11 protein-coding genes are annotated in these 13,471 nt (G+C 49.1%); 10 read left to right on the top strand and 1 reads right to left on the bottom strand.

Annotated elements, in window-relative coordinates:
- Window positions 1–174: 174 nt before the first annotated feature.
- From KWJ01_RS20410 to KWJ01_RS20430, 5 genes are all read left to right on the top strand, one after another.
- A complete protein-coding gene (locus KWJ01_RS20410) occupies window positions 175–1,821 on the top strand; it encodes a UxaA family hydrolase (protein ID WP_224998965.1) in 1,647 nt (548 codons plus the stop codon).
- Window positions 1,822–2,104: 283 nt separating this feature from the next.
- Window positions 2,105–3,139 carry a LacI family DNA-binding transcriptional regulator gene (locus KWJ01_RS20415; RefSeq protein ID WP_224998966.1) on the top strand — a complete coding sequence of 345 codons (1,035 nt, stop codon included), beginning with the start codon at window positions 2,105–2,107 and terminating at the stop codon, window positions 3,137–3,139.
- A gap of 433 nt (window positions 3,140–3,572) precedes the next feature.
- A complete protein-coding gene (locus KWJ01_RS20420; protein WP_224998967.1) occupies window positions 3,573–5,024 on the top strand; it encodes a cytosine permease in 1,452 nt (483 codons plus the stop codon).
- Window positions 5,021–5,203: a hypothetical protein gene (locus tag KWJ01_RS20425; protein WP_224998968.1), complete on the top strand. Its 183-nt coding sequence runs from the start codon at window positions 5,021–5,023 to the stop codon at window positions 5,201–5,203. Before KWJ01_RS20420 ends, KWJ01_RS20425 begins: the two co-directional genes overlap by 4 nt.
- A 394-nt stretch (window positions 5,204–5,597) precedes the next feature.
- Window positions 5,598–7,724 (top strand): bifunctional aldolase/short-chain dehydrogenase, encoded by a 2,127-nt coding sequence (locus KWJ01_RS20430; protein WP_224998969.1) that lies wholly within the window; start codon window positions 5,598–5,600, stop codon window positions 7,722–7,724.
- Here the strand turns inward: KWJ01_RS20430 and KWJ01_RS20435 are convergent.
- Window positions 7,717–7,929 carry a hypothetical protein gene (locus KWJ01_RS20435; protein WP_224998970.1) on the bottom strand — a complete coding sequence of 71 codons (213 nt, stop codon included), beginning with the start codon at window positions 7,927–7,929 and terminating at the stop codon, window positions 7,717–7,719. The genes KWJ01_RS20430 and KWJ01_RS20435 overlap by 8 nt on opposite strands.
- On the opposite strand from KWJ01_RS20435, the gene KWJ01_RS20440 reads away from it, so the two are divergent.
- The 5 genes from KWJ01_RS20440 (at window position 7,928) to KWJ01_RS20460 (ending at window position 13,387) form a co-directional block, all read left to right on the top strand.
- Window positions 7,928–9,202 carry a TIM barrel protein gene (locus tag KWJ01_RS20440; RefSeq protein WP_224998971.1) on the top strand — a complete coding sequence of 425 codons (1,275 nt, stop codon included), beginning with the start codon at window positions 7,928–7,930 and terminating at the stop codon, window positions 9,200–9,202. The two genes, KWJ01_RS20435 and KWJ01_RS20440, sit on opposite strands and share 2 nt — an antisense overlap.
- 1 nt (window position 9,203) lies before the next feature.
- Window positions 9,204–10,592, top strand: coding sequence for an FGGY-family carbohydrate kinase (locus tag KWJ01_RS20445; RefSeq protein WP_224998972.1), 1,389 nt, complete (start codon window positions 9,204–9,206; stop codon window positions 10,590–10,592).
- On the top strand, window positions 10,589–11,326 hold the full coding sequence (locus tag KWJ01_RS20450) for a (Fe-S)-binding protein (RefSeq protein WP_224998973.1): 738 nt from the start codon (window positions 10,589–10,591) through the stop codon (window positions 11,324–11,326). Before KWJ01_RS20445 ends, KWJ01_RS20450 begins: the two co-directional genes overlap by 4 nt.
- A gap of 74 nt (window positions 11,327–11,400) precedes the next feature.
- The gene (locus KWJ01_RS20455; protein ID WP_224998974.1) at window positions 11,401–12,780 is read left to right on the top strand and encodes a lactate utilization protein B; all 1,380 of its coding nucleotides are present in this window, start codon (window positions 11,401–11,403) and stop codon (window positions 12,778–12,780) included.
- On the top strand, window positions 12,773–13,387 hold the full coding sequence (locus tag KWJ01_RS20460; protein ID WP_224998975.1) for an LUD domain-containing protein: 615 nt from the start codon (window positions 12,773–12,775) through the stop codon (window positions 13,385–13,387). The genes KWJ01_RS20455 and KWJ01_RS20460 overlap by 8 nt, the downstream gene beginning before the upstream one ends.
- The last annotated feature ends 84 nt before the right edge of the window (window positions 13,388–13,471 follow it).

Consider the following 13,471-nt stretch of genomic DNA (forward strand, 5'->3'; position numbering starts at 1 on the left):
ATTGCTTTATAGCAGTAACTGTACTGGTCAGCAGTGGTAATTCTCAATGTCTAAAGCTTAGCTGTTTCAGGTTAATGCAACAATTTAAACACACACAATCTTAAAAGCATTTTGAATTACTGCTAAAATTGCTAACTTGTGCAATCGATTGCGCAGTCACAGTCCTATTTACTTATGGCAAATAATATTTTAAAGATCCACCCCGATGATAATGTACTGGTTGCATTAACAGATCTGGCGACTGGAACACAGGTAGATTATAATGGTACAGCCATTACCCTAAAACAATTTGTGCCAGCCAAACATAAGTTTGCACAAGACCAGATTGAGCAGGGACAGCCCATCTATATGTATGGCATATTAGTAGGCAAGGCAATGAGTACCATACCATCGGGTGGCGTGCTTTCTACAGAGAATGTAAAGCACCAGGCCTCCTCCTTTGGCAGCAAAACCGAAACTTTCCAATGGCAGGCACCGGATGTATCTAAATGGAAAGACAGAACATTCATGGGCTACCACCGTCAGGATGGGCAGGTGGGTACAGCAAACTACTGGCTGGTGGTTCCACTGGTTTTTTGCGAAAACAGAAATGTAAATACCATCAAACAGGCTTTCCTCGAGGAGCTGGGTTTTGGTCAGCAGGACATGTACAAATCATACGTACACCAGATGGTAGAATTATACCAGTCTGGTAATACTGCAGCTATCGAACAGCTACCATTAAGTCCTGAAACATCAAATGGTCAAAGGCGCATTTTCGAAAACGTAGATGGCATCAAATTCTTAACCCACGAAGGTGGCTGTGGCGGTATCAGGCAGGATTCTGAAATGCTGTGTGCCCTGCTGGCCGGGTATATCCATAACCCGAATGTTGCCGGTGCCACTGTATTAAGCCTTGGTTGCCAGAATGCCCAGATCAGCATACTGGAAGAAAAATTAAAGGCCCTGAACCCATCCTTCTCAAAACCGCTCATCATCCTGGAACAGCAGCAGGAAGGTACCGAGCAGGAGCTGCTCGCCAGGGCCATCCGCAGAACGTTCCTCGGCCTTGTGGAAGCAGATAAGCAAAAACGCCAGCCTGCTCCTTTAAGCAAACTGGTCATTGGGCTGGAATGCGGTGGTTCCGATGGCTTCTCAGGTATTTCTGCAAACCCATCGGTAGGTCATGCTTCTGATCTGCTGGTTGCACTGGGTGGCAAATCCATTCTTTCTGAATTTCCTGAATTGTGCGGGGTTGAGCAGGAATTAATTAACCGCTGTGTAGATGATACCACTGCCGATCGCTTTGTTTCCCTGATGCGTGCCTATGCCAGTGCTGCAGAAGCTGTAGGCTCCGGTTTTGATATGAACCCCAGCCCGGGCAACATCAAGGATGGTTTGATTACCGATGCCATCAAATCTGCCGGTGCGGCCAAAAAAGGCGGAACCTCACCGGTGGTAGATGTACTGGATTATGCAGAATATGTTACTAAGCCAGGCCTTAACCTGCTGTGCACACCCGGTAATGATGTGGAAAGCACTACAGCCATGGCTGGCTCTGGCGCCAACATCATTCTGTTTACCACTGGCCTGGGTACACCAACAGGTAATCCTGTTGCGCCCGTTCTTAAGATTTCCTCAAATTCACGGCTGGCACAACGAATGCCCGATATTATTGATATCGATACAGGACCTGTTATTGCAGGAGAAAAGTCCATCGAAGAAATGGGTGAACATATTCTTGAACACATCATAGAGGTTGCCAGTGGCAACATCAAGTCTAAAGCTACCCAACTGGGGCAGGATGACTTTATCCCCTGGAAAAGAGGAGTATCGCTGTAAATAACCAAAAAGAGAACCGGGAGCCAACTGCTCCCGGTATTCTTCAGCACTTACTGTCCTGAGAACGCAGAATTAACTTTTAAGACAGAAAATTTACAGTCACCCCCTTTATATTGATGGTTATTCGCTGTTTTACCATTATACTTCGTTAAATTATACCATCAGTACTAAAGTTGTAGTTGTAATATAACATGGTATTTCCCCGGAACTGCTGCTGGTTCGTCTGCCTGGGTTTACTAATGCCATTTTCTTGATCGATTGTTTTGCATAAAGTGCTACCCCGATGAAAAAAAAGCAAACTGGTATTCGTGATCTTGCCCGTGCCTTGAATGTATCACCATCAACCGTCTCCAAGGCATTGAATGGTGTAACACAAATCAAGCCGCAAACAAGGCGGGCTGTAGAAGAAATGGCAAGGCGCATGAACTACCAGCCTAACCAGATCGCCCAGAACCTTCGCAACAATAAAACCAATATCCTGGGGGTGATTGTGCCCAACCTGGTAAGCCATTTTTTTGCCGCCACCATCAGTGGTATCCAGGATGTAGCTGCACGGGAGGGTTATAACATCATTATCTGCCAGTCGAATGAATCCTTCGAGAAAGAAGCGAAACTGGTTCAAACACTTATTGCCAGCCGGGTAGATGGCCTGATGATGTCCTTTTCCAGGGAGACCAGCAGCTATGATCATCTACAGCAGGTTTTTTCCAAAAAAATTCCCCTTGTGTTGTTCGACAGGGTTTGCGACGAAATTTCTGCCTCCAAAGTAACGGTAGATGACCACGACGGTGCCTTCAATGCAACCGAACATCTTATAGAAAAAGGATACCGGCGCATTGCGCATGTTTCCGGACCAGAACACCTTCTGATCAGCAGGAGCAGGCTTGCCGGTTATATCGATGCGCATAAGAAACATTCGCTTCCTATAGACGAAACTCTTATCTGCCACACCAATATGCTGGGCAACGAGGTGGCTGAAAAAACCCATAGCCTGCTGAACGGATCTAATCCACCGGAAGCAATCTTTTGCATCAATGATGTTGTGGCAACATTCGTGATGATGGTAATTAAAGAGAGAGGGATGAAAATTCCTGATGATATTGCGCTTGTTGGCTTCACCAACATACCCGAGGCGGCCCTGCTGGAGCCATCTCTGACTACTATATCGCAACCTGCCTATAAAATGGGCGAAATTTCTGCCACAAATCTGCTGAACCAGATAGAGCAGCCCGATAATTTTGAGCCCAAACAAATCGTACTTAAAACTGACCTGGTTGCCCGTCAGTCTACTGCTGTGAGTAAACTACAGCGTGTCTGATCCAGAGTTCAATTGGGCATTCATTCTTGTTTTCAGGTACAATTATGTGTTTATCTGTAGCTCTGGGGTTTTAGTGCAAGGGTTTGAATAATCAGCGCAAGCTCCTATCCTGCCCTCTTTTCAATGTTCCTGCTTGATACTGGTCTCATTGCATAGGCTTTAAACTTTTTCTTTTCAGCTTGAACGCTGCTGTAGACGATACTGCAGGGGTGAATTTTTATGACTTTGCAGTTCGATGATTTGCACAGCTGCTAATCAAGATAAGCACTGCAGCCTCTTTCAGAGGTGATATAATTGGTAGACCAGGCATTCTTCTAAACCTGCAATTTATATTGTCCAGAATAATATTCATATACAGGACAGGGCAGGACAAACGATTGCATACATTTTTATATATTGAAAAGCGTTACCAAACCCGAACAATATATTTTACATGTTCAGCAAGAAGAATTTTTTCAAAAAGCTTGATTCTGTTAATGAATATGAGCGCCAGCCAATACCAGGCAATAAACTAAAAGGCTGGAAAAGCTTTGTTGGAATGTACGCCGGAGAGCACACCGCAGGAACAGAGTTCGTAATCGGTCCTCTATTCGTAGCCCATGGTGCCAGCGCACCGGACCTTATCTTTGGCCTGCTGTTAGGCAATATACTGGCTGTTCTTAGCTGGGCTTTTTTTACTGCACGTGTATCTGTTAAAACACGTATTACCCTTTACTATCAGCTTGAGAAAATTGCCGGCAAGCGCTTCTCTCTGCTTTACAACCTCATCAATGCACTGATGTTCTGCTTCCTGGCAGGCTCTATGATCGCCGTTTCTGCTACTGCCATTGGCATCCCCTTCGATCTGGCCATGCCTTCCCTGCACGACGTTTTGCCGAGCAGCATTGGCTGGGTGGTGACGGTGCTGATTGTAGGCATTGTTACTACCGTGGTAGCCATGTTTGGTTTTGAGCAGGTATCGCGCTTTGCCAATGTAGCTGCCCCCTGGATGATCATGGTGTTCATAGCAGCAGCCATCGGTGTTTTACCCCAGCTGGGCATTAATTCACTGGCCGATTTCTGGCCGGTTGCAGAAACAAAGATCTGGAATGGAGTACCCCTGGAAGGACAAAGCAAATTTACCTTCTGGCATATCATGTTCTTTGCCTGGTTCTGTAACATGGCCATGCACATAGGCATGGCAGATATGTCTATCTTACGCTATGCTAAAAAATGGCAGTACGGTTTTTCTTCTGCTACAGGTGTGTTCCTTGGGCATTACATTGCCTGGATTGCTTCGGGTATCCTGTACTCGCTTTTCCTGATAGAGTCTAACAACAGTACAGAATTTGCCCCGGGTCCTATCGCCTACCGGGCTGCCGGTATTGCCGGTGCTCTTTGCGTGGTAATAGCCGGCTGGACAACTGCGAATCCTACTCTATACCGTGCCGGACTGGCCATTCAATCCATCAACCCCAAATGGAAAACCTGGAAGGTTACCCTTTTTGTTGGTGGACTTACTACGCTTGCTGCTTGTTTCCCGGCCCTGGTAATGCAGCTGCTCGAGTTTGTAGCACTATACGGGCTGATATTAATGCCACTGGGTGCAATCATTTATATGGATGTAATGGTGTTTCCTAAAATTGGCCTGCAGGATAATTATGCCATGCGCACCAACAGCTCCTTTAACTGGTCGGTAGCCCTTACCTGGGGATTAACGCTTGGCCTTTGCCTGATCTTAAACCTGATGTTCAATATTGATATTTTCTTCCTGGGCCTGCCGGGCTGGTTTGCAGCAGTGTTCATCTACATTGTAGCCAGCAAGTTATTCCAGAAGCACACTCATCTGCAAAATGAGCTGAAGTCCAATCAGTCCGATAAACCCGAAACCCTACTGGTATCATGAAAAAAATACTTTTTTTACTCTCCATCGTTTGCCTGCTGCTTACCCTGCTGCCCTCATTCATGGTTTATGCAGGCCTTATATCACTGCAGCTGAACAAAACCCTGATGCTGGTTGGAACAATGGGCTGGTTTCTGCTGGCTGCCTTGAAGATGAATGCTGCACAGCATCAGCCTTCCTGAACAGCGTAATACAGGAAGAATAACAGCTGCTAATTTCCCTGTATTAAATAACAGGGATTATGTGAATTGCTTAAAGATTTCACCCCCGACACCGGGGCTGTGGTCATTGCTGCGCGGCGGCATAACAGGGATTATTATTTAAGGCAAAAACAGTATTTTTTATTAAAAATAAGTTGCCGGAGAACAGGACAGAGCATGATAAAGAAGTTTTCTGCTTACGCTAATATTGTTACATAGCTTCTTAGTTCTCCCCTGCTGGCACTGGAAAGACTGCAACAACCAAGTGCCATAAGAGCAAAGAAGACAGTGATTATCCTAGTATTTATAGCAATTGAAAATGGGCTGAATGCACATCTTCTATTATGCCTGGAACAATAAAACATAAGAACCTGAGATGGAACAATTATTAACTAAGCCGAGCTTCAGCCACGTAAGCTACCTATGGGACGAGCAGGCGGCAGCAAAGCTTGCCGGAGATGAAGTAGGCCTCCTGATCTACCGCTCCAATCTATTAGGAGCTGATTTGCGCCTGACCAATTATGGCGGTGGCAACACCTCCTGCAAAACCACAGCCAAAGATCCTTTAACGGGCAGGCAAACAGAGGTGATGTGGGTGAAGGGCTCCGGCGGAGATTTAGGCACCCTCAAGCGAAGCGGCCTGGCTGCTTTGTATGTAGAGCGCCTGCGCAGCCTTACCAACGTCTACCGCGGCATACAGCACGAAGATGAGATGGTGGAGCTGTTCAACCACTGCATTTTTGATCTTTCCTCCAAAGCCCCTTCCATCGATACACCACTGCATGGTTTTCTGCCCTTCCGCCACATCGACCACCTGCACCCCGATGCTGCCATAGCCATTGCAGCCGCTAAAGATGGCAAAGCCATCACCAGAGAACTCTTTGGCGGCTCTATTGGCTGGGTAGACTGGCAGCGGCCAGGTTTCGATCTTGGCCTGAAGCTTCGTGAGTGCCTGGAGGAGAATCCCGGCATCAGGGGTATTATGCTCGGCTCCCACGGCCTTTTTACCTGGGGTGCCACCTCTTACGACAGCTACATCAACACTTTAGAAGTAATAGAGCGTTGTGCTGAATATATAGAAGAAAACACCGGCAAAAAAGGCCCTGTATTTGGCGGCGCTAAACTGGAGAGCCTGCCAGAAACAAACAGGAAGAAACAAGCTGCAGCACTGGCCCCGGTGCTAAGGGGTTTCTGCTCCAGTGAGCGGCACATGATTGGCCACTTTACCGATGATGAACGCGTGCTGCAGTTTATCAACTCCCAGGACCTGGAGCGATTAGCGCCTATGGGCACCTCCTGTCCTGATCACTTCCTGCGCACCAAGATCAGTCCACTGGTACTGGAGATGGCCCCGGATGCAGATCTTTCTGATGTGGAAGCGATCAAGCAAAAGCTGGCCCCTGCCTTTGAAGAGTACCGCCAGATGTACCGGGAGTACTACCAATACTGTAAGCACCCCAACAGCCCTGCGATCAGAGATTCCAACCCGGTGATCATTCTTTATCCGGGTGTGGGCATGTTCTCTTTTGCCAAAGACAAGCAGACAGCCCGTGTGGCAGCAGAGTTCTATACCAATGCCATCAATGTAATGAGAGGGGCCGAAGCCATCTCCCAATATACCTCTCTGCCCCGCCAGGAAGCCTTCAACATCGAATACTGGCTGCTGGAAGAGGCAAAGCTGCAGCGCATGCCAAAACCTAAAGCTCTTTCCGGTAAAATAGCCCTGGTAACAGGCAGTGCCGGAGGCATCGGCAAGGCTATTGCCAAAAGATTCATAGCAGAAGGAGCTGTGGTTGTCTTCAACGACAATGACCAGCAGCGCATGCAGCAGGCATCAGAAGACCTGAAGGGGGAATACAGCCGGGACCAGTATGCTACAGCCCTTCTAGATGTTACCAGTGCTGACCAGATCAAGGCAGCCTATGATGTGGCAGCCCTTGCTTTTGGTGGTGTTGACATCGTGGTAAACTGCGCGGGTCTTTCCATCTCAAAACCCATAGAAGAACATACAGAGAAGGACTGGGACCTTTTATACGATGTACTGGTAAAAGGACAGTTCTTAGTAACACAGGCAGGCGTAGAGATCATGCGCAAGCAGAACCTGGGTGGTGATGTGCTGAACATCGTCAGCAAGAATGCTTTAGTATCTGGACCCAACAATGCCGGCTATGGCTCTGCCAAGGCAGCACAATTGCACCTAAGCAGGCTCAATGCCGCAGAGCTGGGCAAGGATAAGATAAGGGTTAACGTGGTGAACCCTGATGCGGTGATCTCCGACAGCAAGATCTGGGAAGGCGGATGGGCACAGGGCAGGGCAAAAGCATACGGTGTTACCGTAGAAGAGCTACCGGCCTTCTACGCCAAACGCACCCTGCTGAACGAGATCATCCTGCCCGAAGACATCGCCGCAGCCTGCTTTGCCTTTGTTGGCGGAGAGCTGCATAAATCTACCGGCAATGTACTCAATGTAGATGGTGGTGTGGCCATGGCCTTTGTCAGGTGATGACAAGACAAGAGACAATAGACAAAAGATCATAGATCGGCAGCTGCTTATCCACAAGCTCTGGCTTTAGGAGCAAAGGAACAGCTGCTGTTAAAAGCATAAAGAAAGGTTGGTTTTCTTTATTTAAGGTTGGTTGGTTTAACAAAGAGGTGGCCAGTGGTTTGGCCATCTCTTTTTTCCCTTTCCCCTCAACTTCAATAGGCATGAGAATAGAAAAATATCATATCGATGAGCATAATCATCAGCTACTCTTACAGCACCAGCGCAGGCTCAACTGCCTCTCCCAGGAGTATGCACCCATAGAAGGTGTGCTGCAGAAGCTGCTGGACTTCCAGGTGGCCATTCCAAGCTGGGCCCTCGGCACCGGCGGTACCCGCTTTGGCAGGTTTTCGGGTAAAGGAGAACCCCGCAGCCTGGAGGAAAAAATAGAAGATGTAGGCCTTTTGCATCAGCTTAACCGCTCCAGCGGTGCCATCTCCCTGCACATCCCCTGGGATATTCCTACCAATGTAGCCCAAATCAAAGCCCTGGCAGATGAGCATGGGCTGATCTTTGATGCGGTGAACTCCAACACCTTCCAGGATCAGAAAGGACAAAACTACAGCTACAAATGGGGATCCATGCAGCATGTAGATAAAAGGGTACGGCAGCAGGCTGTGGAGCATAACCTGGAGGTAATCGAGTGGGGCAAAGCGTTAGGTTCTGACTCCCTTACTGTGTGGCTGGCTGATGGTTCTTCTTTCCCGGGCCAGCTCAACTTCAGAAGAGCCTTTGAAAATACACTGGAGAGCCTGCAGCAGGTATATGCTGCCCTGCCCGATCACTGGAAAATGTACGTAGAGTATAAAGCCTATGAGCCTAACTTCTACTCCACCACCGTAGGCGACTGGGGCCAGTCGCTGCTTTATGCTACTAAACTGGGACCCAAAGCCTATACGCTGGTAGACCTGGGCCACCACCTGCCCAATGCCAACATCGAGCAGATCGTCTCTCTCCTTCTGATGGAAGGAAAACTTGGCGGTTTCCATTTCAACGACTCCAAGTATGGAGATGATGACCTGACCACCGGCTGCTTGAAGCCCTACCAGCTCTTCCTCATCTTCAATGAACTGGTGGAAGGCATGGATGCGCGTGGTATGAACCATGCCAGGGACCTTGGCTGGATGATCGATGCCTCCCATAACCTCAAGGACCCCCTGGAGGACCTGCTGCAATCAGTAGAAGCCATTATGATCGCCTATGCACAGGCGCTGCTGGTGGATAGAAAAGCCCTGGAAGAAGCCCAGCAGAACAATGATGTGGCCGCAGCACAGGAGCTGCTGCAGGGGGTGTTCAGAACAGATGTGCGGCCCCTGGTGGCAGAGGCAAGATTAAGAGCGGGCGGTGCCCTGCAGCCCCTGCAGCTCTACCGCAGCCTGGGGCTTAGGGAGCAGCTTGTAGGGCAGAGAGGAAGCAAAACAGTAGCCAGCGGATTATAGCATGTCCAAAGCAGTTATCGCCATTTTTGATGTAGGCAAAACAAACAAGAAGCTCTTTCTCTTCGATGAGGAGTACGAGATCGTCTATGAAAAGTCTGCCCGCTTTGCAGAAACAGTAGATGAGGATGGATACCCCTGCGAGAACCTGGAGTCACTGCGCCTGTCTGTCTTTGATTCCCTGATGGAGGTTTTCCGCCTGAAGGAGTTTTCTATCAAAGCCATTAACTTCAGCAGCTATGGGGCAAGTCTGGTGTACCTGGATGAAGGGGGGAAAGCCCTGACACCCCTTTACAACTACCTCAAGCCTTACCCACAGCAGCTGCATGAGCAGTTTTACACTACATGGGGAGGAGAAGATGCATTCTCCAAGTGCACCGCTTCGCCGGTATTGGGCAGCCTTAATGCTGGCCTGCAGCTCTACCGCATCAAACAGGAGAAGCCGGAGCTTTTTGAAAAAATAAAATGGGCGCTGCACTTTCCACAGTACCTAAGTCAGCTCATCACGGGCAGCTGCTATTCAGATCTTACCAGCATTGGCTGCCATACGGGCTTGTGGGACTTTGAAAAGCAGCAGTACCATCCCTGGGTGAAAGCAGAAGGCCTTGCAGCAAAGCTGGCACCCATTGCCCCTTATGACCACACCGTGCCCAGCTGTTTTCCGGGGGCTACTATCCTTACCGGCATTGGTCTGCACGACAGCTCTGCGGCCCTGATCCCCTACCTGGAGAGCTTCCACGAGCCTTTTGTGCTTATCTCCACGGGCACCTGGTGCATCAGCCTGAATCCTTTCAACCAGCAGCCCCTAACTGTAGCCGAGCTTGCAAACGATTGCCTCTGCTACCTGGACTACAAAGGCAGACCAGTAAAAGCCTCCAGGCTCTTTGCAGGCATGGAGCACGAGCAGCAGGTGAAAAGAATTGCCGCCCACTTCAACCAGGGCAGCGCCCGCTTCCGCAGCCTCCACTTCGATGCTGCTTTAGCAGCTAAGCTGCAGGGGCAGGATGCTTTAGAGGCTGAAGATCAGCAGGATGAAAAGCCGGATCTGACAAAGTTTGGCAAAAGAGAGCTTTCAGCTTTTGCTTCTTCTGAAGAAGCTTATCACCGGCTGATCATGGATCTGGTCAGGGAGCAGGTTAAATCTACCCAACTGGTGTTGAAAAAGAGCCCGGTAAAGCGTATCTTCCTGGACGGAGGCTTTAGTAAGAACAGTGTGTACATGAACCTATTGGCCAGTGCTTTTCCCAATATAGAAGTCTATGCCGCTTCCATGGCACAGGCTACCGCTGCCGGCACCGCCCTGGCCATTCATAAAAGCTGGAACACCAAACCAATGCCCACCGACATCATCAAACTTAAATTCTACACCCCTACCCAAAAGGCCCTGGTATGACCATTGGACTATTTGTGCCTTGCTATATCGATCAATTCTACCCACAGGTTGCCATTGCCTCACTTCAGCTACTCGAGAAGCTGGGCGTAGGGGTTGAGTACCCGCTAAAACAAAGCTGCTGCGGACAGCCCATGGCAAATGCAGGTTTTGAGCACCTCACCGGTGGCTGTAACGAAAACTTTATCCGCAATTTCTCTTCCTACGATTATGTGGTATCACCCTCCGGAAGCTGTGTGCTGCATGTTAAAGAACATCTCCATTCTGATAAAAACGAAGCTAAGGCAGCAGCCCTAAGAGCAAAGGTATGGGAGCTCACAGAGTTCCTGACAGATGTGCTAGAGGTAAGGGAGTTGCAGGCTAGCTTTCCCCATAAAGTAGGACTGCACCAGAGCTGCCACGGTTTAAGAGGCTTGTGCCTGGCGCAGATGAGCGAACTGATGGCCGCTCCTTACTCCAAGCCGGAAAGTCTGCTGAAATTAGTAAAGGGACTGGAGCTTGTGCCCCTGCAGCGTCGCGATGAATGCTGTGGCTTTGGTGGTACTTTCGCCGTTACAGAAGAAGCCGTTTCTGTAAGAATGGGCCTCGACAGGGTTCGTGATCATCAGAATGCCGGTGCCGAATTTGTAACCGCTGCCGATATGTCGTGCCTGATGCACCTGGAGGGCATCCTGAAAAGACAAAATAGTAAGGTAAAGGTGCTGCACATTGCCGAAATACTGAATGCCCAGGTATGAAAAACAAGCAGCATGTTCGAAATCTTAAACAACAATCTTTAGACATTAGCAAAGTACAGCACCAACACCAGCGCATGAGCAGCCATAAAACACATGCAGATTTAGCAGAACAGTTCAACAAGGCACCGGAAAGAGTTGCCTGGCACGACGACACCCTCTGGTTTGTACGCCAGAAGCGTGATAATGCAGCCAGGGGTGTGGAAGACTGGGAAATACTGCGTGAAACTGCCTCAAAGATCAAAGAAAATGTACTCTCCCGCCTGGATGACTACCTGATGGAATTTGAAGCAAGGGCATTGGAAAACGGTATTCAGGTGCACTGGGCCAAAGATGCTGCTGAACATAATGCCATTGTATATTCAATCTTCCAGAAGCATGGCGTGGAGCGGGCGGTTAAGAGCAAGTCCATGCTCACCGAAGAATGTCACCTGAACGACTACCTCCAGCAGCAGGGAGTGGAAATCATAGATTCTGACCTTGGAGAACGCATAGTGCAACTGGCGGAAGAACCGCCCAGCCATATTGTACTACCGGCCATCCATAAAAAGAAAGAAGAAGTAGGCGAGCTTTTTCACCGCCACCTGGGCTCTGCCAAAGGCGAAAAAGATGCAAAGGTGCTTACCGAAACAGCCCGTCAGCACCTGCGGGAGGTATTCCTGAGCAGGAAAATAGCCCTGACCGGCGTAAACTTTGCCATTGCCGAAACAGGTGAATTTGTGGTGTGTACCAACGAAGGCAATGCCGACATGGGCGCACACCTGGCAGACGTACATATTGCCTGTATGGGTATTGAGAAAATCATTCCTAAACGGGAGCACCTGGGGGTGTTTTTAAGATTGCTGGCCCGCAGTGCCACAGGGCAGCCCATCACCACCTACTCCAGCCATTTTAAAAAGCCAAGAAAGGGACAGGAAATGCACCTGGTGCTGGTCGATAACGGCAGGAGCAGCCGGCTGGGGGAAGAAAGCTTCAGAAACTCTTTGAAGTGCATTCGCTGCGGCGCCTGCATGAACACCTGCCCGGTATACCGCCGAAGCGGCGGCCATAGCTATCATACGGCTATTGCAGGACCTATAGGTTCTATTCTGGCGCCAAATATGGATAGAAAGCAGTTTGCAGACCTGCCCTTTGCCTCTACCCTTTGTGGTTCCTGCACCCATGTGTGCCCGGTAAAGATCAACATCCATGAGCAGCTGTACCAATGGCGCCAGGTGCTGGTGCAGGAAGGGCATGTTGACAAGGGCAAACAGCTAAGCATGCAGGCCATGAAGGTAGTGCTCTCTTCTCCCGCCCTTTTCAAGCTGTCTGGTAAAGCTGGCAGAAAGGTGATGAGCCTGGCTCCTTTTGCCCTTAACCACCGGCTAAACCCCTGGTACAAACAAAGAGAAATGCCTAAGGTGCCCACCAGCTCTTTTGAAGAATGGTACCGCAAAAACAGGAAAAAAGATGAGTAGCAGCAGAAACTATATCCTATCTACCCTTACTAAAAACAAACCAGCACGCTCCCCTCTGCCCGAGCTACCGCTTGTATCTGCAGCAGGCCTGGATCTGGAGGAAAAGTTTAGCAAAACAGCCATCAGCATTGGCAGCAGTGTGCATAGGGTAAAGGATTATGGGCAGATCGAAGTAATTCTGAAAGAACAGTTCCCTTCCCTTAAACAAGTAGTCTCCAGGATCGGGGAAGCAGGGCTTTTTGCAGATCAGCAGCAGAACCTTACGGAAGATCCACACGCGCTGGAGGCAGTGGATCTGGCTATCCTGAAGGGGCAATTTGCTGTGGCGGAAAACAGCGCCATCTGGATAGAAGAAAATGGAATGGGAACCCGGGTACTCCCCTTTATCTGCCAGCACCTGGCCATTGTCATTCATCAGAAACAAATTGTAGCAAGCATGCACCAGGCCTATGATCTGATTGGTGATAGAGACTACGGCTATGGTGTCTTTATTGCCGGCCCCTCCAAAACTGCCGATATTGAACAGTCACTGGTGCTTGGCGCCCACGGCCCCAGGAGCTTACATGTGTTTATTTTAGCCGAAGAAGCAGAAAAAGTTAATCAATAAGCCCATTCAGCCCCTGTTCTGCCTTTTGAAATTAGGAAATATTAATTAGCTTGTGCAATCGATTGCGCGATGTAGTTGCCAAAA

The sequence above is a fragment of the Cesiribacter sp. SM1 genome (assembly GCF_020178975.1).
Lineage (GTDB): Bacteria > Bacteroidota > Bacteroidia > Cytophagales > Cyclobacteriaceae > Cesiribacter.

Excerpts from the sequence above, each read along its gene's own strand:
- KWJ01_RS20410 (WP_224998965.1), top strand. The coding sequence starts at position 175 with ATGGCAAATAATATTTTAAAGATCCACCCCGATGATAATGTACTGGTT.
- KWJ01_RS20415 (WP_224998966.1), top strand. The coding sequence starts at position 2,105 with ATGAAAAAAAAGCAAACTGGTATTCGTGATCTTGCCCGTGCCTTGAAT.
- KWJ01_RS20420 (WP_224998967.1), top strand. The coding sequence starts at position 3,573 with ATGTTCAGCAAGAAGAATTTTTTCAAAAAGCTTGATTCTGTTAATGAA.
- KWJ01_RS20425 (WP_224998968.1), top strand. The coding sequence starts at position 5,021 with ATGAAAAAAATACTTTTTTTACTCTCCATCGTTTGCCTGCTGCTTACC.
- KWJ01_RS20430 (WP_224998969.1), top strand. The coding sequence starts at position 5,598 with ATGGAACAATTATTAACTAAGCCGAGCTTCAGCCACGTAAGCTACCTA.
- KWJ01_RS20440 (WP_224998971.1), top strand. The coding sequence starts at position 7,928 with ATGAGAATAGAAAAATATCATATCGATGAGCATAATCATCAGCTACTC.
- KWJ01_RS20435 (WP_224998970.1), bottom strand. The coding sequence starts at position 7,929 with ATGCCTATTGAAGTTGAGGGGAAAGGGAAAAAAGAGATGGCCAAACCA.
- KWJ01_RS20445 (WP_224998972.1), top strand. The coding sequence starts at position 9,204 with ATGTCCAAAGCAGTTATCGCCATTTTTGATGTAGGCAAAACAAACAAG.
- KWJ01_RS20450 (WP_224998973.1), top strand. The coding sequence starts at position 10,589 with ATGACCATTGGACTATTTGTGCCTTGCTATATCGATCAATTCTACCCA.
- KWJ01_RS20455 (WP_224998974.1), top strand. The coding sequence starts at position 11,401 with ATGAGCAGCCATAAAACACATGCAGATTTAGCAGAACAGTTCAACAAG.
- KWJ01_RS20460 (WP_224998975.1), top strand. The coding sequence starts at position 12,773 with ATGAGTAGCAGCAGAAACTATATCCTATCTACCCTTACTAAAAACAAA.